At 48.9% G+C, this 20,443-nt stretch carries 28 protein-coding genes, 1 tRNA gene and 1 rRNA gene; 9 read left to right on the top strand and 21 right to left on the bottom strand.

Annotated elements, in window-relative coordinates; translation table 11 throughout:
• Window positions 1-2 precede the first annotated feature (2 nt).
• Together VP472_RS14735 and terL are read right to left on the bottom strand one after the other, a co-directional pair.
• Window positions 3-434, bottom strand: coding sequence for a phBC6A51 family helix-turn-helix protein (locus VP472_RS14735; protein WP_153986691.1), 432 nt, complete (start codon window positions 432-434; stop codon window positions 3-5).
• Between the two features lie 16 nt (window positions 435-450).
• Complete coding sequence (terL, locus tag VP472_RS14740) at window positions 451-2,205, bottom strand: phage terminase large subunit (protein ID WP_153986692.1); 1,755 nt, start codon at window positions 2,203-2,205, stop codon at window positions 451-453.
• An 82-nt stretch (window positions 2,206-2,287) separates the two neighbouring features.
• Between terL and VP472_RS14745 the strand changes: the two genes are divergently transcribed.
• Entirely contained in the window at window positions 2,288-2,836 is a 549-nt protein-coding gene (locus tag VP472_RS14745; protein ID WP_153986693.1) for a site-specific integrase, read from the top strand.
• 197 nt (window positions 2,837-3,033) lie between these two features.
• Here the strand turns inward: VP472_RS14745 and VP472_RS14750 are convergent, their stop codons facing one another.
• The 3 genes from VP472_RS14750 to VP472_RS14760 all read right to left on the bottom strand — a co-directional run bounded on the left by VP472_RS14750 (window position 3,034) and on the right by VP472_RS14760 (window position 3,635).
• Window positions 3,034-3,351 (bottom strand): hypothetical protein, encoded by a 318-nt coding sequence (locus tag VP472_RS14750; RefSeq protein WP_227005766.1) that lies wholly within the window; start codon window positions 3,349-3,351, stop codon window positions 3,034-3,036.
• 20 nt (window positions 3,352-3,371) lie between these two features.
• Window positions 3,372-3,506, bottom strand: coding sequence for a hypothetical protein (locus tag VP472_RS14755; RefSeq protein WP_264372512.1), 135 nt, complete (start codon window positions 3,504-3,506; stop codon window positions 3,372-3,374).
• Window positions 3,507-3,563: 57 nt separating this feature from the next.
• Window positions 3,564-3,635, bottom strand: a tRNA-Trp gene (locus VP472_RS14760).
• Window positions 3,636-4,132: 497 nt separating this feature from the next.
• Here VP472_RS14760 and rrf point away from each other — a divergent pair.
• Window positions 4,133-4,248 (top strand): 5S ribosomal RNA (rrf, locus tag VP472_RS14765).
• Window positions 4,249-4,396: 148 nt separating this feature from the next.
• Here rrf and VP472_RS14770 read toward each other — a convergent pair.
• The 3 genes from VP472_RS14770 to VP472_RS14780 form a co-directional block, all read right to left on the bottom strand.
• Window positions 4,397-4,666, bottom strand: coding sequence for a hypothetical protein (locus tag VP472_RS14770; protein WP_153986694.1), 270 nt, complete (start codon window positions 4,664-4,666; stop codon window positions 4,397-4,399).
• A gap of 1,425 nt (window positions 4,667-6,091) precedes the next feature.
• Entirely contained in the window at window positions 6,092-7,114 is a 1,023-nt protein-coding gene (locus VP472_RS14775) for a glycosyltransferase family 2 protein (protein WP_153986695.1), read from the bottom strand.
• 99 nt (window positions 7,115-7,213) lie between these two features.
• Entirely contained in the window at window positions 7,214-7,438 is a 225-nt protein-coding gene (locus VP472_RS14780) for a helix-turn-helix transcriptional regulator (RefSeq protein ID WP_153986696.1), read from the bottom strand.
• Window positions 7,439-7,569: 131 nt separating this feature from the next.
• On the opposite strand from VP472_RS14780, the gene VP472_RS14785 reads away from it, so the two are divergent.
• The 6 genes from VP472_RS14785 (at window position 7,570) to VP472_RS14810 (ending at window position 11,598) form a co-directional block, all read left to right on the top strand.
• On the top strand, window positions 7,570-8,367 hold the full coding sequence (locus tag VP472_RS14785) for a poly-gamma-glutamate hydrolase family protein (RefSeq protein ID WP_153986697.1): 798 nt from the start codon (window positions 7,570-7,572) through the stop codon (window positions 8,365-8,367).
• The gene (locus tag VP472_RS14790) at window positions 8,367-10,133 is read left to right on the top strand and encodes a right-handed parallel beta-helix repeat-containing protein (RefSeq protein ID WP_153986698.1); all 1,767 of its coding nucleotides are present in this window, start codon (window positions 8,367-8,369) and stop codon (window positions 10,131-10,133) included. Before VP472_RS14785 ends, VP472_RS14790 begins: the two co-directional genes overlap by 1 nt.
• A 59-nt stretch (window positions 10,134-10,192) precedes the next feature.
• Window positions 10,193-10,339, top strand: coding sequence for a hypothetical protein (locus VP472_RS14795; protein WP_165698141.1), 147 nt, complete (start codon window positions 10,193-10,195; stop codon window positions 10,337-10,339).
• 205 nt (window positions 10,340-10,544) lie between these two features.
• Window positions 10,545-10,745, top strand: coding sequence for a hypothetical protein (locus VP472_RS14800; RefSeq protein WP_153986699.1), 201 nt, complete (start codon window positions 10,545-10,547; stop codon window positions 10,743-10,745).
• A 105-nt stretch (window positions 10,746-10,850) separates the two neighbouring features.
• On the top strand, window positions 10,851-11,288 hold the full coding sequence (locus VP472_RS14805; RefSeq protein ID WP_153986700.1) for a hypothetical protein: 438 nt from the start codon (window positions 10,851-10,853) through the stop codon (window positions 11,286-11,288).
• Between the two features lie 130 nt (window positions 11,289-11,418).
• Window positions 11,419-11,598: a DUF8096 family protein gene (locus tag VP472_RS14810; protein WP_013351549.1), complete on the top strand. Its 180-nt coding sequence runs from the start codon at window positions 11,419-11,421 to the stop codon at window positions 11,596-11,598.
• Window positions 11,599-11,744: 146 nt separating this feature from the next.
• Here VP472_RS14810 and VP472_RS14815 read toward each other — a convergent pair whose 3' ends face one another.
• The 3 genes from VP472_RS14815 to VP472_RS14825 all read right to left on the bottom strand — a co-directional run bounded on the left by VP472_RS14815 (window position 11,745) and on the right by VP472_RS14825 (window position 13,473).
• Window positions 11,745-12,545, bottom strand: coding sequence for a hypothetical protein (locus tag VP472_RS14815; RefSeq protein ID WP_153986701.1), 801 nt, complete (start codon window positions 12,543-12,545; stop codon window positions 11,745-11,747).
• 87 nt (window positions 12,546-12,632) lie between these two features.
• Window positions 12,633-13,175, bottom strand: a complete 543-nt coding sequence (locus VP472_RS14820) for a hypothetical protein (RefSeq protein WP_165698142.1) — start codon at window positions 13,173-13,175, stop codon at window positions 12,633-12,635.
• On the bottom strand, window positions 13,168-13,473 hold the full coding sequence (locus VP472_RS14825) for a sigma factor-like helix-turn-helix DNA-binding protein (RefSeq protein WP_227005767.1): 306 nt from the start codon (window positions 13,471-13,473) through the stop codon (window positions 13,168-13,170). Before VP472_RS14825 ends, VP472_RS14820 begins: the two co-directional genes overlap by 8 nt.
• Before the next feature lie 163 nt (window positions 13,474-13,636).
• On the opposite strand from VP472_RS14825, the gene VP472_RS14830 reads away from it, so the two are divergent.
• Window positions 13,637-14,017 carry a hypothetical protein gene (locus VP472_RS14830; protein ID WP_153986704.1) on the top strand — a complete coding sequence of 127 codons (381 nt, stop codon included), beginning with the start codon at window positions 13,637-13,639 and terminating at the stop codon, window positions 14,015-14,017.
• On the opposite strand, the gene VP472_RS14835 is transcribed toward VP472_RS14830, so the two are convergent.
• The 10 genes from VP472_RS14835 to VP472_RS14880 all read right to left on the bottom strand — a co-directional run bounded on the left by VP472_RS14835 (window position 13,990) and on the right by VP472_RS14880 (window position 20,440).
• The gene (locus VP472_RS14835) at window positions 13,990-14,892 is read right to left on the bottom strand and encodes a DNA cytosine methyltransferase (protein ID WP_162008368.1); all 903 of its coding nucleotides are present in this window, start codon (window positions 14,890-14,892) and stop codon (window positions 13,990-13,992) included. The genes VP472_RS14830 and VP472_RS14835 overlap by 28 nt on opposite strands.
• Window positions 14,893-15,125: 233 nt before the next feature.
• Window positions 15,126-15,698, bottom strand: coding sequence for a nucleoside/nucleotide kinase family protein (locus VP472_RS14840; protein WP_153986706.1), 573 nt, complete (start codon window positions 15,696-15,698; stop codon window positions 15,126-15,128).
• A complete protein-coding gene (locus tag VP472_RS14845) occupies window positions 15,695-16,537 on the bottom strand; it encodes a hypothetical protein (protein WP_153986707.1) in 843 nt (280 codons plus the stop codon). Before VP472_RS14845 ends, VP472_RS14840 begins: the two co-directional genes overlap by 4 nt.
• Window positions 16,538-16,708: a hypothetical protein gene (locus tag VP472_RS14850; RefSeq protein WP_153986708.1), complete on the bottom strand. Its 171-nt coding sequence runs from the start codon at window positions 16,706-16,708 to the stop codon at window positions 16,538-16,540.
• 15 nt (window positions 16,709-16,723) lie between these two features.
• Window positions 16,724-17,290 (bottom strand): 3D domain-containing protein, encoded by a 567-nt coding sequence (locus VP472_RS14855; RefSeq protein WP_227005768.1) that lies wholly within the window; start codon window positions 17,288-17,290, stop codon window positions 16,724-16,726.
• A gap of 26 nt (window positions 17,291-17,316) precedes the next feature.
• A complete protein-coding gene (thyX, locus tag VP472_RS14860; protein ID WP_227005769.1) occupies window positions 17,317-18,138 on the bottom strand; it encodes an FAD-dependent thymidylate synthase in 822 nt (273 codons plus the stop codon).
• 221 nt (window positions 18,139-18,359) lie between these two features.
• Window positions 18,360-18,908, bottom strand: coding sequence for a dUTP diphosphatase (locus VP472_RS14865; RefSeq protein WP_153986710.1), 549 nt, complete (start codon window positions 18,906-18,908; stop codon window positions 18,360-18,362).
• Window positions 18,905-19,051: a hypothetical protein gene (locus tag VP472_RS14870; RefSeq protein WP_153986711.1), complete on the bottom strand. Its 147-nt coding sequence runs from the start codon at window positions 19,049-19,051 to the stop codon at window positions 18,905-18,907. The genes VP472_RS14865 and VP472_RS14870 overlap by 4 nt, the downstream gene beginning before the upstream one ends.
• Before the next feature lie 96 nt (window positions 19,052-19,147).
• Complete coding sequence (nrdF, locus tag VP472_RS14875; protein ID WP_153986750.1) at window positions 19,148-20,113, bottom strand: class 1b ribonucleoside-diphosphate reductase subunit beta; 966 nt, start codon at window positions 20,111-20,113, stop codon at window positions 19,148-19,150.
• Between the two features lie 159 nt (window positions 20,114-20,272).
• Window positions 20,273-20,440, bottom strand: coding sequence for a hypothetical protein (locus VP472_RS14880; RefSeq protein WP_153986712.1), 168 nt, complete (start codon window positions 20,438-20,440; stop codon window positions 20,273-20,275).
• Window positions 20,441-20,443 lie beyond the last annotated feature (3 nt).

A 20,443-nucleotide genomic window follows, 5' to 3' on the forward strand; every position in this document is an offset into this window, starting at 1 on the left:
CGCTATCCCTCCTCTCCGATAATGTCAGCCAGTTCTTCGAGTTCCTTCTCGATATCTTCGTTGCTGCGAGCGCCTCCGTCTGCTTCATTGGTCGTTATCTGACGATCGGTTAATAAGCTGTAACGACGCAGGTATAGGTCGATTGCCTTTACTGAGGACTGCGGTCCTTTTATTAGCTTCATAAGCTGTCCGTATACCTCGGATCGGTGCCCGGAAAGCATGTCGTCCGCTAATAGATTCATGTATTCGATGAATACCGGATTTTGAAACCGCCATCGATAGAGCGTCATGCGACTTACACCGATTTCTTCGGCTAGTTCGTCCTGACTTCGTTTGTTCCCGTCTTCAGGCGCGACTTCATTACTCGCAACGACTTGTGCTGCCTTACGTTGCTGAAGCGTTAGTTTTGCTTCAAGCTCTTTCATACGCGACATATTATCGCCTCCTTTCTTATAGCCACCCCGGCTTCTTCACTAGCCTTGTTTTCGGCCTGAATACGGATTCGAGCGCCTGTTGAAGCGCGTCGAGTGAATCAACGTAATCGCCGAAAGGATATTGCGCCATCTGATCGAGAAGCATCGTATGCCTATCGTTCAGAATTAGCGTTTTGTTATGCAGCATCGGCTCCATCGACTGAATACGCTCGTCCTTCGAAGACTTATGCGATTTCACATCGTTCACGCGGCACGTATAAAGACCTTCCTGCCGGACCCGCTCCTGAAGCTGACGATAGTATTCGTGCTGCGCGTTTATTGTTTCGACGTTGAAGGAACGATGCCGGTATTGTTTGATCTTCCGAATAATGACGTCAATGTATACGTGCGCCGGTTCCTTCGACGCGTATTCATCGAGTACGAAAATATAGCCGGTCGGCTCGTGTTTTCCGAGCGTAATAACCGAGTTGTAGCAAGACCTCGCATTCTTACCCTGCGCGATATCCCACGCGCCAACAATTAGAAGATCGCTGACCGGTATTTTTAATTCGTTGTACACGACGTATGCTGTTCCGTTCTCGTGGTAGTAGTGATAGTAAGCGTAGTTATCCGGGAAGAAGAACTGCTCGTCTTCACTGAAAGCCAAGTTTCGGAATTCCGAATTGTATGCGCGCGTTCCCATGTTTACTTTTTCGTGCATAAGCTCGCGATAGGTCCAGCGCCAAGGCCACGCCAGTTCGACGCCGTCCTCCAACGCCTCTTTATGAGCTTCGTAAAATTCGTCAGCCTCTTCGATCGTTTCTGCTCTCGCATAGACCTCGCAGTATTTGTCCCACAATTCCGGATGCGTCGGCTCACTTATGATCGCTCCGTGAAAGCTCGCCTTGAAATCCTTACGCTTCAGAACGTGGTTAAGAAGCCCGGTCGCCGAAACCATCGTCCCAACTAACACGATCGCGGTCGCCTTGGACCCGATCGGAACGACGACGGAGTTAAACCAGTGGACGAGCTTTTCACGCGCTTCCTTGGTTCCTTCGTTGTTTGTCGATGACGGGTCGTCAATTATTACGAGATCCGGCCGAACAGCTCCGTGCCGTTTACCGCGAAGCTGCTTTCCGGAGGATGACGACTCAATAAGGATATTCGTCGTTGTAATGAACGCCTCTTCGTTATCCTTTTCATTGCGGCTTGCCGACTCGTGCATCATAGGCCCGAAGTCTTCCCGGAGCTTGCCGTTAAATTTCATTTGCTTGTTAACCCATCCGATGAGCTTTTTCGAGAGAGAATCCGTCTCAGATATAACGAGAATATATTTCCGCTTTCTATAAGCCGCTTGATGTAACGGCAAGGCGTTCGAAAACATTCCGGACTTTGAGTGGCCCCGAGCTGCCGCGATTGCAAGCCGCGCGTTCCTTTTTTCTTCGTTGACGTAATCGCAAAGCTCAAAAAACTCTTCGTGAATCTTCGCGATATCTTCAATGCTATCGTGAGGCGTCCCGTCATCCGAATTCCTTACGACATTATCCTCGTTTTCCGGGTTTAGGCCGTCACTCAAATACTCGTAGGTGAAATATGCGATATCTACTTCGGCACGATGAACACGCTTCAGCTTAATTAATTCGGCCTTGTTCTTCCGGAACATATCGATATGGTAATCGGTGGCTTTTTTCGCTTTAATGAGGGCCGCTAATCGACGCACACTCTCGATCAATAAGTCGATACGTTCTTGTCGCTCTTCACGATCCAACCATTTTCCGTTAATATACGCCAAATTATCGCCCTCCTTTCGCTTGACTTTCGTTATTATCTTCGTTAATATGAATTTAACATATTGAGAACGGAGTGAAATTCGAATGAACGAAGTCCAACCGATTAGAGAAAAACGCCAAATAAACGCAATAAAAAAGGCCCTTCGTGGGCGTGATCTGCTTTTATTTACGATCGGCATTAATTCCGGCTTACGTATTTCCGATATACTTGCGCTCAAAGTCGGCGATGTACGCGGAAAGGACTTCGTTGCAATTACGGAAGGGAAAACGAAGAAGTCAAAACGTTTCTTCTTCAATGCCGCAATCAAGAAAGCCGTTGCTGACCTGATTCCGGCCGAAGCAAACGATAACGACTGGCTTTTCCCTTCTCGGAAAGGTTCGAAAGCCATTACCCGCGTTCGTGCCTACGGCATCCTTAACGAAGCTGTTGAACGCGCCGGCCTCTCGGAGAAGCTCGGCACAATCGGCTGTCACTCATTACGTAAGACTTTCGGCTACCATGCGTACAAGAACGGTACAGATCTTACGCTACTTCAATCGATTTTCAACCACTCGAAGCAGTCGGTCACGTTGAGATATATCGGAATCAATCAGGACCGGATCGACGAAGTATACGCGAATGTTAATCTATAAGACGACGAGCGCCCCAACGTTTGAGCCGTAGCCAACGTAGGTGTGCTCGTCTTTTTTCGTATACACCAATTGCAGCTCCAACTTCTTCCTGCCGCTTCCGTATTTCTGCTCCGTACCGTAGCAAACACATCGACTTGCAGTCGCATACTTCGAAATGGCGCGAACAATTGGATGGGGCGCATTGGGATTCCGTTTGCTTATTCGTCATAGCTTCGCCCACCACCGTGTTTCGCCTGCTCCTCCCGCAATTCAGCTAGCGCCTGCGTCGCCGCCTTTGCTTCGCGCTGTAGCGCTTTGAGGCCGGTTATAGCTTCGGATACCTCTATGGCTACTTTTACGCTAACGTCGCCTGTTGCGTAGATATCTCCCGATTTCGGGTCAAGATTTACAGGAGTTCTACTATCTACGGAACTCATAACTGAACTGACAGGCGGCACATTATATGAATTTGATAATCTGCGCCCATAAGTATTTGTCGTTGAAGTCATAATGATTGATTCGCGTTTATCCGCCATTCACACCGTCTCCTTTTCGTTTAGTTGATTTCGCTGATCAATTCGTATCTGATCGCGTCAAGGGCTTCCGCAATCTCGTTACGTACTACATGTCCGGATGCCTGCAACGCAATCAAACGATCTAAATACGCGAGCAATTCCGCTATCTTCGTCATCTTCATCGTCTCCTTTTGGTTTCTTAGACAGAGATTCATCATGAAGCTCTGTTAAAACAGAGGCGGCAGGAATCGAACCTGCCCACGCGGTTTTGGAGACCGCATCGCCACCGAGGAACATGCGCCCCTATTTGCCACACCGACCGGGGTCCGCATTGTTAAGAGGCGTGTCGGTGGGTGCGCTAGCGTCATCGGAAGGCTCGGAAGCACATTCCGACTGATCAGTAAAACGCAAGCACAAAAAGACCTCCGCCGTAGGGTGCGGAAGCCTCGTTCTGATTGCGTACAAAACAAGAAAAATTTACTAGAAAAATAGAATATTTTGTAGTAATATGTTTATGTAAGGAAAATAACAAGTTGACACACATTTCGACCTAGCGTTGCTGAGGGGGCGAGGTCTGCTTGCTCAGAGTTCGTTACATACGTTCTTTGAGCCGGCGGACTTCTAACCGGGCTCGCAATCCGGATAGAGACGCCGGGGGAGGAGGTTCGAAAGTAGTGTCGTCATCTAAACTTGTTACTATGATTCCGACATGTCCGGACTGCGGAACGTACAGTAAGAACGGAAAACCCGTTACTCCCGATACGTGCTCATTCTGCCAAGATATGAACGCATAAGGACATATGCTGGTGGCGATAGCGAAGAGGTCACACCCGTTCCCATGCCGAACACGGAAGTTAAGCTCTTCAGCGCCGATGGTAGTCGGGGGTTTCCCCCTGTGAGAGTAGGACGCCGCCAGTGTATTTTTTTGTTTTAGGCCTTCTGAAATAAATTCACTTTTTCGTTTGACAAATATATATACAAATAGTATAATTATTTTAACAAGTTTAGATAACGGCATTACGAAAAGAGCTTATTCAGATTGCGACTGGTGAGCTCTTTTTTACGTTTATTCAACTTCTATCCTTTCGTAAGTCTTTTCGAAAATGTCCGGCTTGCACGGGTAAAGTTCGCCCTTAATGCCGCGAATAATGTAATCGCCAACTTGCGCGGTCATATCTCCCTCTAAAGTCTGAATCGTTAAAGTCGGATATTCACTCTGGTAACTGTATACGATCGTCCTTCCGCCGGCCAAGTTCGAAATATCAGTGATTGAATGCGCCGTATCCTCGAATTTTACCGCTTCTATTTCAATCGGCTTTTTACGATACTTCGCCATCCTTTCGTCCTCCCTTCGAAATCACACGAAATTAGCGTTTCTAACGTTCACCCTACCGAATACCCTCCGGATGGATTTAAACGGCTGTGGCGTGTTTATTTCGTGGTAGAATCGTTATGTTAAGCCGCCATAATAACAAGCCTCGTAATATTCGTCCCAACACCGCTCGCACATATGACGATCGTTAATATCATCGTATTCTACTTCGCAATCTTTTTCGCAAACGTCGCATTTATGGGGCAACGCCTACACCTCCGTTTATCATTTCGTAATCGGTTCGATGATTTCGAAGCTCGTCGTTCTACTTACCATGTCGTATATGGAGGGTCTTCCGCAATTTACAGTGATCTTTATCGCGCCATCTCCTTCGAGCATCTCCGCAAACCTTTCCGTTAATAGCGCCTTCTGGTCGTCTGTCAGCCGTTGAACCTGGATGAACAACGCGATCACCTCCGTTTAGTTGACGCCCCGAGTTCGAAAAATTGTGCGCAAGTTTCGGACAGCAGTTGCGCCGGTATTTTTGGAGGCGGTTGGGGGCCCGGCGTTTCCGTGATTCTTCGTTTGGGTCATCGTATATTAAATACATATTTATGAATAACGAATTTAACAGAAGTAAATTGAGTTACATTCGAATCAATAGACAAACGTTGATATGATAACGTTCGTCATCGTTTACTCATCGCAATTAAACGTACATTGTTTATGCATTCGAGAACCCGCGCCGCGCCTGCACCCTCCCGCATGCCCTGTGCCGTATGCTATGTATAGGATCGTGCATATTGCGTTGGTCATTCGGTTTGACCCCGTGAGTTTCGGAAGGGCTCAGCCTCCGGCAGTGGCTCGTTGCTGTTCGCCTCATCGCGCATCGCAACCGGACGCCTCTTCGCCGCCTTCCTTCCTATATAACTATACGTATGCCTATACGGTGTTACATATAGCGTATGTATGCCGGCTATATCCCGCCTGCCTATCGCTAGGTTATACGGTATGTTACGTCCTTCTATTACGTATAGACAGCTAAGACGGTAAATTGGTATACTACCGCCGGAAGATCGATATTTATTACGTTAGATTAACGCTATATTAACGGGTATCTTCCGCTTGTACTTAAACATAGCGCTAATTCCGGTCACTTCGTTCCCTACATACACGCAGATATTAATAGATATATTGATTGCGCTAACACCGGACGAAGGCGGAGCCGTAGTTCCGGAGGCTTGTGACTCACAAGACTAAGAAGTGATTGGCGACCTAAAACGGCTGTATCCCTTGCGGCTCTAAGCGCGAACCCACTTTTCTGTTGTGCGAATAAAGTCGTGTTTTTGCCCGATTTGTGCGAATAAAGTCGTGTTCATTATCATTTAGGTTATCGTAATTGAGAATCGCAGACTAAACGAACTCACGAAAAAAGACGCCAACTATTCGTCAGCGCCTCAACGTAAGTATTTTCCCCGCCAGAAACAACCCTACGACCGCCTTCCGTTTTAGCATCGCCAAGTATATCCGCCTTGCCAAGCTCTCCTCGTGCTGCAGCGCTATCGTAACCGCCTTCCCTACGTTCGGATGTTCGACTATGCGCTTAATCAACGTCAACTTTTCGCGCACTGTTTTACGGCAGCCCGGCTTGAATTCGTTCTGTATACAGCCGTTAACCGCGATATAACATTTACGCCTCGCCAGATCTACCGCAACTTTCTCGCTGTATAAGCCCCATCGTTTCGCATACCGTTCGAGCGTATCGCTATCGATGTACGAATCGAATAGTTCCGGATTATATTCGCGCATCAAACTGGCGTTATTGATCTGCCGGTAATGATACAGCGGCTCATCGATATAGTATGCCGTCTGACAATGCGTAAACGCGTCCATGTTGAACAGCCAATCTTCGCCGAGATACTTGCCGTCAGGAAACGATATGTTATACGCATCGAGCATGCTTCTCCGAATTACCTTGCCGACGCCGCCATACGATCCGTTATATAAGAAATCCGTTAATATAGTCGCTTTAATCTCGGCCCGTCCGATCGGCTCATTCGCTTTTGCGCTATAACTTTTCGTATAGCTTTTCGTCTCGTCTTCGTAATCCCAACGCATGTCCGTAAACACAATATCTGCGTTGTTTTCGCGGGCAGCTTCGTACATAATCGCATAAGCTTCCGGCTCAATCCAGTCGTCCGAGTCAATAAACGCTACGTATTCGCCGCGCGCCTGCTTCAGCGCTGTATTACGCGCCGTTCCAGGCCCTTGATTCGCCTGATAGATCGGTTTGACTCGTTCGTCTATCGTGGAATAGTACCGCAGAATATTGCGCGTCGCATCAGTCGAGCCGTCATCTACGACCAAAACCTCGATATTTTTAAGCGTCTGTCCGAGCACGCTGTCAATGCAATCGCAAAGATACTTTTCGCCATTGTATACCGGTATAATAACGCTCATTTTCGGATTCATTTATAACCGTCCTTTCGGTTCGGGAATTCCCGAACTTTATTCGATAGGATAATTATACCAACGCGCACTCGAATTTCAACACAAAAAAAAGACGCCGATTTACTCAGCGTCCTCTTCTGTGGTTTCTTTTACCTCAAATAATTCTTCGTATTTAACTCCGGTTGCTTTCATGATAGATGCTACGTGCCAGTCGTAATGCCTTTCGGAATTATCGAATCGAGAGATTGCCGACTGAGTAACGCCGGATCTACGCGATAATTCGGATTGGGACCACCCTAATTGCGAAAGTAGCGCTCCAAGACGAGGCTTTACCGTAATTTTCATTTCGACCACCTCGTTATAATTATACGCTAGAGGATATTTTTTCGCAAATACCCTTGACGACACCTATGCGCTGGCGTATAGTTTAGATTAACGAAGGGCCCTCGTTAATAAAATCCGAGAGGGGTAACGAAATGATTAATGATCCTCGAAAACTGAATAAGGCGATTAAAGAACGAAACGGAGGCGCAGCCCCACCGACCAAAGCAAAGCTGCACCGTCCGAACCGAACGAAGCACTTCCAGTATATCACAGCGTTTATTCTATGCGCAATGTTATTCGCATCCACTTCAACCACCGCGCAAGCCACCGACGTTTACCGCAACTTTGCCGAACTCCAAGCCAACGAACCCGAGACGAACTACAACATTTTCGCAATCGACCGCACCACGCCCGTTCTAATATTAGCGCCACACGGCGGCAGTATTGAAGGCGGAACTAGCGAACTTGCTCGCGAACTCAGTACCGACTATTCTACGTATCTATTCGAATCTCTTAAGACGCCGAACGGCTTCGACCTCCACATCACGAGTACCCATTTCGACGAACCAACTGCGCTTGCCTTAGTTGCGCGACACCATCGCGCTATATCGCTCCACGGATACAGCAAAAGCGCCGAGCATATTATCGTAGGCGGCACCGATCCGGTCCGCGGACAGACGTTAGTAGATCGCTTGAACGTTGCCGGCTTTAGTGCCGAACTTGTAGGCGCTGGACATCGATTCGCAGGCGCAAGTAGCGCGAACATAGCGAATAAGTGTATAACCGGCGAAAGCTTACAGATCGAGCTTAGTACCGGTTTACGCAAAAGCATGTTCGGTAAGTTCTCGCTTAGCGGACGCGCCGGAACCGAAACCGCAACGTTCTATAAGTTTGCCGGGCTGCTGTCGGAGTTCATTAACGAAAACTATAACGTTGGAGGTAAAGAATAATGATGCGATATACGTTGGAAGTCGAAAAGTACGGTATCTGTAGCGATGGATCTGAGGCGGTTATGACTACGGCAGGGTTTAACCAGGCGCTTAAAGACGCATCAGAGGCGGGCATTTGCGAGATTGATATACCACGTGGCGATTACCTGATCGACGGGGTTAATAAAGACTCCGCTAATAAACCGGAAGAACGTGCGGGTATTATTGTTCCGTCCAATATGACGTTAAATCTACACCCAGCAGCCGTATTCCGCGTGGAGCCGAACAGTTCTTTTGGATATACGTGTTTCTACATCGGAGAAGTAGAAAACGTGACGATAAAAGGCGGCAAGATACGCGGCGAACGTTACCAGCACGACTTTACCGGGCACGGTGATCACGTAAAGAAAGAAACACACGAATGGGGATACGGCATAAACGTACATGGCGCCAAGAATGTCGTGATCGAAGGCGTGGATATTGCGGATTGCACAGGCGATTGTATTATGGTGAACGCGCAAGGCATGTTAAACGTACCGTGGACGACTTACCGGCCTGCCCGCAATATTACGATTGAGCGCTGTAAATTAGACGGAGCGCGTCGAAACAATATATCAGTCACCGGCGGAGAAGATGTGAAGATCGATAAAAACGTAATAACCAACGCTGGCATAAACGATGGCTGCAAGCCTATGTTCGGCATTGATATCGAAGGTTACGGAGAAGGTAATATCGACTACGAAGAGCCACGCAATGTGAGGATAACGAATAATACTTTCAAAGGAAATGTATTACAGTCCGTTTGTAATTTCAGCGGATACGAGGTCGTTATTTCCGGAAACTATTCGGATAACTCGATCTCTTACGGATTCGGAACTGACACCACTATCTCGAATAATACGCTAGTACGTACGGACAAGAAATATACCGCAATTACGAGCCTCGGCGTTTCTGCCGGCTTTACCGGAAATAACACGACAATCACAGGAAATACGGTAAAAGGCTTCAGCAGTGGTATTGACGTTCGCGGAGCAGACGTTTCAGTATCCGGCAATACAATTTCGGAGCTTAGCGCGGACGGCACCGCATTAGCTACCTTCGGAGCCAAGAACGTTAAGTTTTCGGATAACATCGTAAATCACTGTCCGGGTAAAGTATGTAGCGCGCGCAATTCAAAAGATATAACGTTCGAAGGTAACGATCTCCACGATTCAGATATAGCTGCGATAGAGATTGCCGATTCCATTAACGTTAAAGCGAAGTCGAATGACATTAAACGTAGTAAGCAAGGCGTCGTGGTTACGCGGTCTTCGGCGAAGCTGATAGATAACGATATTGATCTTACCGACTACTCGGGCGCAACAGGATACGCTATATCTTTCGATAAGGGAAGCGACGTGAATATCGAATACAGCCGTATACCAAAGCCGGCAAACATGGCTATTTACGGAGAAAGCGTTGAGGGTCGGAGTGTTCGCATTAAGAACAACGATATCACAGACGCGAAATGTTTGATCCCGATTTACGTCGTCGGCGGTAAAAACCCCGAAATATCCGGCAATGATATAACGTTTAATCGGAAGGCTTCTGGCGGTTACGGAATTCAAACGAAAAACACCGACGGTGCCTTAGTAAAGGAAAATGTTGTGTATTCGGCCAACTCATTCGCGTTGTACAATCCGATTAAGACTTCCGAGTCTGTGAATTCGCGAGTCATCGGAAATAAGGTATCCGGCACCCTATCGCTCAACGAGACCGACAAGGAATATCAAAATATTCCGATTTAACTTGACATTTTCTATGCGCTAGCGCATAATAGAGTTATAGAAAGGAGGTGAACGGTAAATTGATTGACATCATCGTAAAGCTTTCCGCGCTCCTTGGCACTTGGTTAGCGATTTTCAAACTCTCGCTAGAACTTCGCAAGATGCGCAAAGAGGCGAAAGCAAAAGAGCGACGGCTTCCGACCAAGAAACACCGTCGCCGCACATAACCCAACGGGGGCGAAAGCCCCTGTCAATCAATTATACCACGTATGAAACGGATTAATACCACGGAAATTTTGCTAATTGTCGTCCTTGTCTCATGGATCGCGAGCATGAATTTCGCCAAGCTTTCCGCGCTCGATTATATCGGAATCGGATCGGCGATCGTGTTTTTTGTCCTTCTGCTCTTACGGCGGAAAGGCGGTGTGGAAAATGACGCTTGATATAAGATGCCTGTGGTCGGACAATCCGCCATTAACAACGAAACAGAAAGCGCAGATCATCGACCTGTACGAACGACCAAAGAACATATTTCAGGACAGCGGACGCGCGTATCAGATCGGTTTTAACACGGCGCTTACCTACTTCGGATATCTAATCGAAAAGGAAACGGAGAGCCATAACGATGATTGAATACACTTGCCATGATTGCAATTACGCTAAGTTAGATATCGAAATCAAGCCGGACGCGTGCTGCCCTACGTGTGGTACGCGGCTGGAAGTTGAGGAGGAAATCGTATGAAACGTTTAGTCAAATCGCTTGTAATCACCGCTACCTTATTAACCGGCACTATTGCACTGGCTCCGCAAGCTGACGCGGCATGGTCGGGCTGGCAGACGGAGAAGTTCGGACACAAGGCGCGGGTATATACGGACGCAACCACGTACAGCAGTAGCGCAAGCACGGTCGATTGGAAAGCCGAAAAGAAAGGCGGCTCAGCGCTGTACTACACGGCTGGCGTTTATAAAAAGCGCAGCGGCGGCGGGTTGACTGATACGAATTTAGTACAGCGGGGCAGCTTCAAGACATCAACGCCGCTGAAGTCGTTTAGTGTGAAGTCGATCCGCAGCAAGACCGGCAAAGGCACCTACGTTATCCAGATCGACTGCTATTCGGATTCAGGCAAGCGCAAATACGTCGGTACGTTTGAGTCAGCGAAATTCAACGTTAAATAATGAACGAAATGAGCCGTTTCGAGCTTTCGGATACCTATCGTACCTGAACGCGTCTGAAGCGGCTCTCTCATTATAATTTCGTGGTATAATCGTTCTATACAACGATGTAGGACACGGAGGTACAACGAAAATGGAGGAAAAATACGAGACTAACGGCATTGATACGTCGATCACTTACGAATACAAGGAATTTCCGGACAAGCGCGCAGGGAGATGCGACAATTGCGATTATACGCTGTTCAAAAGCTCGGTGAAGAGCGGAAAGTTTCTTCGGGAGTGCCGGCGGTGTGGGATGAAAAAGAATATATAAAAAATAAAGACGCCCGTATAAGGCGTCCTTTTTCGTTTTATGCTCCGCGTGATGCGCTTTCCGCTGGACCTGCGCCTCTGATAATGCTTTCTAACGAATTAGCTCCTCGTGGCATTCCCATTCGCCTCACCTCCGGTATAGTAAAATTATACCTTCTTAACGTTAAACAGCGCAATCAACGTTTTGTCCGGTGTCTTTGATTGTCGATAGAATACGTTAGGATTAAACGTGTAGCGCTCCGGCTCGCTTCCGACTTTAATTCGCGCAACAACGTATTCGCCGTCGAATTTCATCTGCTTCAGGCGCCGACCGAGCGTATCCGAAGTAACGCCGATCGCCGACGCAAGCTCCTTCTTATTGAACCAGCGAATTCGCTTCGGATTCTTTTCGAAAGGATTTGCGCACAGAGCGTTTGTTTCGTAGTGAATAAACGGTAGCATACGGTAGATCAGACCGATGTCAGTCGCCTTCACTTCGCTGTACACCCGTTTAATCTTCGCGCTGTAAAGCTTGACGACTTGCTGGCTACCGAAATTCCCTTTGAAATGATAGCGCTCATTTACGCTGTATAAGCCGGCCTCTTCCCGGATAATGTCGTGCTCGGTACAGGCGGAGAGGAAGTCGTAAAAGGACCGAGGTTTTTTACCGAGCTGCAAAACGTCCATCATGTCCGCAGTGGTCATCGGCGTTTTGTTGCGGCTAGACTTGATAAGGACACCGTTGTAATCGACGTAGCATTGAAGCAGCATCAGGTAGCCGCACTGTGCCGTCGTAAGAGCGTCATAGACTTCGTGAATATTAGACATATTGGCGTTTGAGAAATCGCGCCGATCGGCTGTTTTTTCTTGCTTCTGACGAAAGGCTGCGTCTTGGTTGCGGTGCCGCAGCGTGTACATTTCCGACCAGTCTTCGCCTGTCTCCGTATTAATAACTCGTAATCTCTTCATTATACCGTCTCCTTTTCACAAAAATAAAAGAGCGCTGAACGGGCGCCCTCACAACGTATAGACAACTAACGCAGTAAAATACGGGTATTAGTGATAAACTTTTTCGCCGGTTGCGATATTTACGGTGAACTGTCCGGGAGTATACCTTCTCTCCGTAATCACCTCCCCTTTCGGCGATTTGCCTACGGCGACTAGATACCCTTTCGTAAAAGAATTGTAGTTTTTCCTACGCTCTTCATTCCGTGCCTTGGCGCGCCTATCCAGTAATTTATTTTCGTAGGAAGATCGTGGTCTGCGGATCGGCCGACCTTTATAGGAGCCGGTTTGGTCGTATTCCTCCGCCAATTTATCCGAAGCCTCTCGTTTATATCGCTCTTCGAACTGGGTTTCGCTCATGATCGGGTACTCTTCGCGCGTCATCTTGTCCGGATGTGAATCGGAAAGCTCTTCGTAGAGTACGAGATTAGCCATTCGCTCAAGCGCTGACGGCTCCGGGTGCTCTCCGGTAGAGTCGTAATAAGCGTCTGATAAGGCCGTTATTTCCTCAATACGTTCCTGCCGCGTCATCTTGCCGCCCTTAGTGCGTTTGTACATTTCCGTAATCGTTTCGTGCAAAATCGTTTTATCCATCAATCCGTCCTCCTGTCGTGTATCCTTCGCCGTGACCGGCCCAATAGTAATAAATGTCCGCGATCTTTTCGGTGGCTTTTAAGAGGTACAGTTTGACCGCCTCCCTAGAAATGTACATCCGTTCGCCCGCCTCGGCTTGCGTTAACTCCCCGAAGTAAACGAGCTCGATCGCCTGCCGTTGCCGATCCGTTAAGCCGGCGAGCTCAATCGCTTTATGAATGTCGATTAGCACTTCTACGGCCGCATAGTCGCCGCACCGCTTCCGGCTGACGAACTTCTGGTAATCGGCGAGTAGCAACTTGACGCCCTCTGCGTTAGATAACGCATATGCAGCGTTAAATTCGCGATCCTTGCGGTGTAGATCGATTTTGACTGTACCCATCCCTTCGCCCCTTTTCGTTTGACTTTCGCCCCAAAAGCGAATATAATTTCCGTATAATGTATAATCGAGGTGTATCCGTATGGTTATTAATTGGATTTCAGCGCAAAGTAATGACGCTTACATAACGCTTGATAAACAACGAAGAATATACGTTTCGTCCGGCGCACGTAAGATCATCGGCCTGCCCGACAAAGCACCGTTTTACCTGACGATCGGCTACGATGACGAAGCGAATCGCCTTGTTTGCGCGAAGCCTGAAAGCGTAAAGGCCGATGCGACTCCGTTCAAATTCGATAAGCGTTCGTATAATAAAGCCGCAAGCAAAGTAATTAAGGCGGCCGGCTTCAAAGACGAGGACCTTCCGCTACGTTTTCAGATGATTGGCGAAGAGGAAGCCGCAAAGCAGCCGTATATGGCGTACCCTTCCGGCGTTTATGCTTTCGATTTAAATCGTAGCTGATCCGCCAATGCACATCCGATATACCACGCTACACGCGAAGCAATTCCGTTTCCGACAATCCGGTATTGCGCCGATAAAGAAATATCGTCTGGCAGGACGTAAGTGTCTGGCGCAGATTGGATTCGGAGACATTCGCGAACGGTGAATCGTCGTGGTGCTTCGGTCGGATGGATCGGCTGTCCGCTGTTATGGTGCGCCGGAATTGTATTAGACGGTTTGTCTAGCGATTGCACGCGGTTAGCTTGGCCGTATGTGTATTCGCTTTTTGGCGTCCAATACTTTCCGCAATCTTGGCGCTCAGGCTCAGGCAAATCCCCGATAACATCCCGCAGGACTCGCGTCTGAAAATCGCCTTCTAACGGCTTCGGAAACTCGAAGGTGAATCCGAGGTCTTTTCGAATTCCGACGATAAACACGCGCTCTCGCTTCTGTGCTACTCCGTAGTCCCACGCGCTCAGCGCTTTCCACTCAATCTCGTAACCTATTTCGTTAAACTTCTCGATAAGTGCGTCGAATGTAGGGCGGTGGCGCTTCGTTATCAACCCTTTTACGTTTTCAAATACGAAGGCTTTCGGTTGCTTTCGTTCAATGATTTCGAGATACCGCCATACGAGTTTACCGCGTTCTCCATCTGCCCCGGCACCTTTACCCGCAACCGAGAAGTCTTGGCATGGCGGCCCTCCGAATATAACGTCTGTGTCCGGCAAATTGTCGATACCAATTTCGTTAATGTCCGCCTGTTCTACGTAATCACCAAAGTTGTGGCGGTAGGCTTTGACGGCGTTCTTATCGAAGTCCAGCGCCTTTACGATATCAAAGCCGGCCGCCTTAAAGCCGATTGCTCCCAGTCCGCCTCCACAGAATAATTCGAGCACAGTCAGTCCGTTCGCCGGCTGTTGTGGCGTTAAATTAAAGTCGCCCATGTATTCGCTCCTTTCGTTATGTGGTACGGGATAGAAGACACCGTAAGGCACTCCCTTATAGATGACCGCCGGTATTGTAGCCGCCGCTTTGTCTGTAGAATGAATAAATCTACGTTTTGGATTGGCGTACATATATCTCAAAGCTTTTTCGCTTAGTGTTTTCGGTTCGTGATTCGGAATCTCCGTCATCTAACGCCCACCTCCGCCATTAAATCGTCCAACTTCGCATAAAGCTGCTCGTACGTCCCATCGTTAACAATTTCGTAATCAACTTCGAAAGTTTGCAGCGCTTTTTCAGTCGGATGATCGAGCGCTGCTAAATCAAAATCGTCGCCGGCCTTTTGTGCGCGTTCGATCCGTAATTCCTCCGGCGCTGTGATGCGGACGATCGCAAATCCTTCGGCGCGCAGCCGGTCATATTCGTTCTGCTGCCGAACGTCTTCGATCAGTACGCGATTCTTCAGGGACGGGGGTAAGCCGCAATCACATTTGCGTGAAAAGAGCGCCGTGTATGCGTCAACTTTCGCCATGCATGCGTCTATCCAGACGTTCTCGCCGAGTATCTTCCGCACCGCCTGACCGAATTCTTGATAATACGCCCGCGGCTTCGGCTTTTCAGGTACGGAAGGGAATGCGCGATGGAAAGCCGATTTTAATTCGTCACTGAAGGCGAACGTTTGGAAATCGTAATACGTCGATAGATAGCCGGCGGCCTGCGACTTGCCTGCGCGTAACGGTGCGGTTAGGGCGAGCTTCATGGGCGCTCCTCCTCAGTTGCCCCGGAAACAAATTCGATATCGTGCGTGGTGAATTCACCATCCGCGGCGTCAATACGAATATGCCTTACTCCGCGCAATTTCTTACCGTCTTGATACACGTCAAACGCATCGCCAATTTTCCGTTGAATAAAAACTAGCGGCGCATCAATCGGAGCGCACTCTGCAGTCTTCGTCGGCTCCTTCAACCGCGCTAACTCTTCGCCGAGCGTCCGTTTGTCTTTATACAGCGTGTCGATTTCGTCTCTATGGCGATTGACTGTTCGTTTTAAAGCCGCAACCTCTTTCGCTAAACTGGCGATAACGTCGATTGGGTCGGCTGGCTTCGGTTCGTCTTCGGCGGTTTCGACCGGGACGAGTACGCGATAATATCCGTGATCTAAACCGATCCACACTCCTTCTTCGTCTTTATACGGATCGACTTCTACTCCTTCGTCATCAGTCTTACGGACCTCTCTCGCGATTCCACTCGATTCGCCTTCGTATAGGTGAATAATCTTCTCGCCCACTTCCGCCTTGCGATCGGTTAATTCGTAGCGCTCGCCGTCAATATGAACGATGTCGGTCGGCTCGAGTACGTGATATTCAAAATCGAAGATATCTCGATGACATGCCGTCTGTATGCCCCTACTGCAACCGAGTAAACTTTCCACCTCAAATCTATATCCGTTATGATACGGCTCTTCACATTGAACGTCTGCGTTTACGATGACGATCTTCTCGCCGACCTCCGCCTTCCGATCGACCTCTACGTATTCGCGCTTGATACCGCCGAGTGTTTCGTCAGCCAGTACGTGGATGCTTGCGTTAGTTTCCGTCATTTATTCCGCCTCCCCGTTTTCGAATTCTAATACCGCATAATCAAGATGATTAAGAAAGTCTCCGTACGGACCGACGTATTCAACCCGTTTCACACCCACGTTTAGTCCTTTCTTACGAACATAATCGGTTATCGCGTTCTGTACCTCCGCCTGACTTAGCTTTAATTCCATCCGATAGCCCTCCCGTTAATTTATTACGCGAGCCTGCACCGACTGCCGCCCGAACTGAGCCGCGTCAGCCTCATTCGCAACTAAGACGTCAATCTTGGCGCCCTTAATCGCGCCCCCAGTATCCTGCGCCACGGCCTCAAACGTCGTACCGTCCGCCTGCCGCACCTCAACCGCCGAGCCTAACGCAATCACTGACGGATCGACCGCTATGATGCGCTTGCCTGCGTGATAGATCGTATGGCTGACGTCGAAGCCGGTCGCTGTTGTTCCGGTACACCCTTCCGCGCAATAAGCCGTATACGCAGACGCCTCGAACGTTTGCCAGCCGGATGTTTGTGCGTGCTTATGAGGCGGCTTCTCGCGCTTTTCGTTAGCCCGCGCCTTGACTTCGTCTTTTACGGAAGCAAGTTCGGATTCGAGCGCTTTTATCTTCGCATCCTTGGACGCCAGTTCAGCGTCCTTGCCTTCGATAACGGCTTCCGCCTTCTGTAACGCGTATTCTTCCTCGGTAATGCGAGGTGGCTCAGGCGGTGGTGGCTCAGGTGGCTTGGCGGTCGGGTTCGTGAGTAATTGCGTTGACATCGCTAGATTCGTTAGTATACCGATGCTTACACCTCCTCGAAAAACTGGTCCGTCCATGGTTCCACGGCGACCACTTCGCGTCTCAGCGCTTCGGCTAATTCGGTGATTTCCGCCTGTGCGCCGCGTCCCTTTTTACGTTTGGAATAGAACGAAAGCAACGCAGTCAGATTCGCAGTCATTACGAGATTCGTTGCGGCCGCGTTCGGTAGGACAGCTCTCGCATCTTCGGCGGGCACTCCCATTTCGCGTAAGTAATCGTAAGCATCCTGTAGCTCACGTAGAGCATCTACGAATATCTCTCTCGCGCTAAAAGGAACGTCCCCTCCTCCGTATAAATCTAATTCTTTCGTGCAGGTCTTAACCTTATCCGGGATCACGTAATCGAACCCTCCCGATCTATCGTCGCTCCCCATCCGCACATACCGCTGTGACTGAACGCTGAAGCTAAAACCAACGCGATGCCGTGTAAGTTGCGCCAGTAACGCCCGGCTGACGCCTTCGATCGCAAAGGTGAACGAGATATGCTCCAACGTCGACGTGTGTTTGGATGCGAAGATATGTCGGAACAATCGGTCGGCGTCCGTGCCTGCGCCGCCATCTGACGCTTTGGAACCGAAATACTTGGCGCCTTCCTTTGTGACGATTTCGGACGGTTTGTTTGCGCTGTAGCACGTTCTGATTGCGGTTAGGGCGACCGCTTGGCCGTCAGTTACATCGTGATCTTCAACGTGATTACCGTCAAAACATCCGAGAATAACGTCATAATTTCCGTAATTGAGAGAACGATAAAACTTCTCGCTTAGTTGCGTATGTGCAAGTAGCTGTACGTTCATTTTGGTTTCCGCCATTTATTCGTCCTCCAATCGGTTTAATGCTTCGCCGTTTTCTCGAATAGTTTCGTTAATCAATAAACGGCGAGCTTTCTCTTGCGTAGTTATCCGGAATGTACAGTCGTCTCTTCCATACATCTCGCAATAAACAACGTAATCGCGAAATAGCTCGTTCATATATTCGAGGTCACCCCATCCGTACAGCTTGCCGTTCATAAAGCACGCATATATTTGCGCCATTACGACGACACCCCGCTACTCCCGAAGCCGCCCGCACCACGATCGCTATCGCCGAGCGTATCAACCTCCGTAAACACCGCTTGTTCGACCGGCTTGATTACGGCTTGTGCGATGCGATCACCTTTGCGGATGAGATAAGTCTTATACGCAACTTCATCTTGTTCAACGTAATCACCGTACCGACTACAGTACCGATCATGCTTTTCTGTTTCCGTAGCAGTTCCATCAATATGTTCGTACTTTATCGAAGTTAACGATGTTCTTTCGGAGATATTATCGACAATCACTCCGACCTCTCCTCGATAGCCTGCGTCAACTGTACCGAGCTGAACGCGTAAAGGCGTCTTCAACGTAATGCCTGATCGCGGTCGGATCTGCATTTCGTACCCCTCCGGAATCTCGAACGCCAAGCCCGTCGGCACACACGCAGTTTCGCCCGGTTCGATAATAACGTCCTTTGCCGCGACTAAATCGAAGCCGGCGTCTGTTGCGTGCGCATAATCCGGAATCTGTGCGTCAGGTGATAATCGTTTTATATTTACGTTCATCTCGTTTCCTCCTTCGTTAATATCGCGATCAAGGCGAACACGGCCACTATCGAAAACCACCGGAACCCTATCGTATGGATGTACGGCAGTACGAAAAGCAGTCCGGCGATGATCGTTGCCGTAGCGCTGATAAATCGTTTCATAGGCGATGACCTCCTCACTTATATAATGGGTAAGTAATCGCCCGTTTTGCGACATCCTACGTGAAATAATATGCACCTAGTAGAAAAACCGCGCAATTATCCCTCGAAATAAAAATCCGAATCCTTTAGCGCCTCGACCGTCGCCTTCTTATAGCCGTTTCCTTTTTGCGAGAAGAAGTCGTGCGATTTCGTCTTCGTATTCAGGCCGTTCATGACGATAGGATTCGGCCTTTCCTCTTCGAAATACGGATCGAAGCCGAGGTTTTGTAGCGCCTTATTCGCGTTGTAACGAAGGAATCGCTTTACATCGTGCGTTAAGCCGACCGCATCGTATAGATCCTCGGTATATGCGACCTCATTATCGTACAGTTCCGTCAGTAGCTCGACGGCAAAGTCGCGCATCTCTAGCTGGACGTCCGGCTCTTGCTTTCCGTAGATCTCCTGCGCCAATAAGCCGACGTATACGCCGTGGATCGCCTCATCGCGAATGATAAGGTTAATGATCTCGCCGCTGCTCGTTAGCTTGCCTTGGCCCGCGAAATATAACGGATAATAAAAGCCGGAATAAAACAGGAAGCTTTCGAGGTAAACCGAAGCCACAAGCGCCTTATACAGCGAAAGTACATCGCCTTCTTTTATGTCGCGATATAGGCCGGTTATCAGCGCCGCCTTCCGCTGCAAATACGGATTGGTCTTAACCCATTCGAATACTTCGTTAATAGTTTCGGTAGGCGCTAGCGTCATGAATATATTCGAATAGGACTTCGCGTGGACAGCGTTCTCCATCATCGCCATGAAATTAAGGACGGCTTTCCGTTGGTGGCCGACGATGTGCTGCGCGATGATAGGCATTCCGGTATTTCCCTGCTCCGTGTCTAATAGCGTTAGGCCGGCAAGGCCCCGCATGTACGTCGTCTGCTCGGCCGGGCTCAGCGCCTTCCACGAAAGGAGATCGCCATTAAGCGAAATCTCTTCCGGAAGCCAGAACTGCTTAACGTTCTGCGCGTAGAACATTTGCGTGAAGTCGTCTTCGTGGCGCGACCAGTCGGCCGCCGTATGGATTGCGTTTGCGTTCGTCAATTAATCGTCCTCCTTCTTGTAACCGTCTAGCAATGCCGTTAGTATTCTAGGCGCGATTGTAGCGTGATTCATAGTATCGTAGCACCATCGCTCATACCGCCGTAATTCCGCGATTTCTTCGTCCGTCAATGGGTGCACCAATTATTCGTCCTCCTTATCTCGCGAAACTCCTAGAATCAAATAAGAATATCCGTCCTCTAATTTTTTTATTTCCCATGGTATTGCAAGTAAATCAGCGGCCTTAATATGTTTCAGAAGTTCCTCAGCATTGTATAATGGACCGTCCGCAGCATACACAACTGATGGCATAAT

The organism is Bacillus sp. MT(2024) (assembly GCF_036362845.1).
Taxonomy (GTDB): Bacteria; Bacillota; Bacilli; order Bacillales; family Bacillaceae; genus Bacillus; species Bacillus velezensis.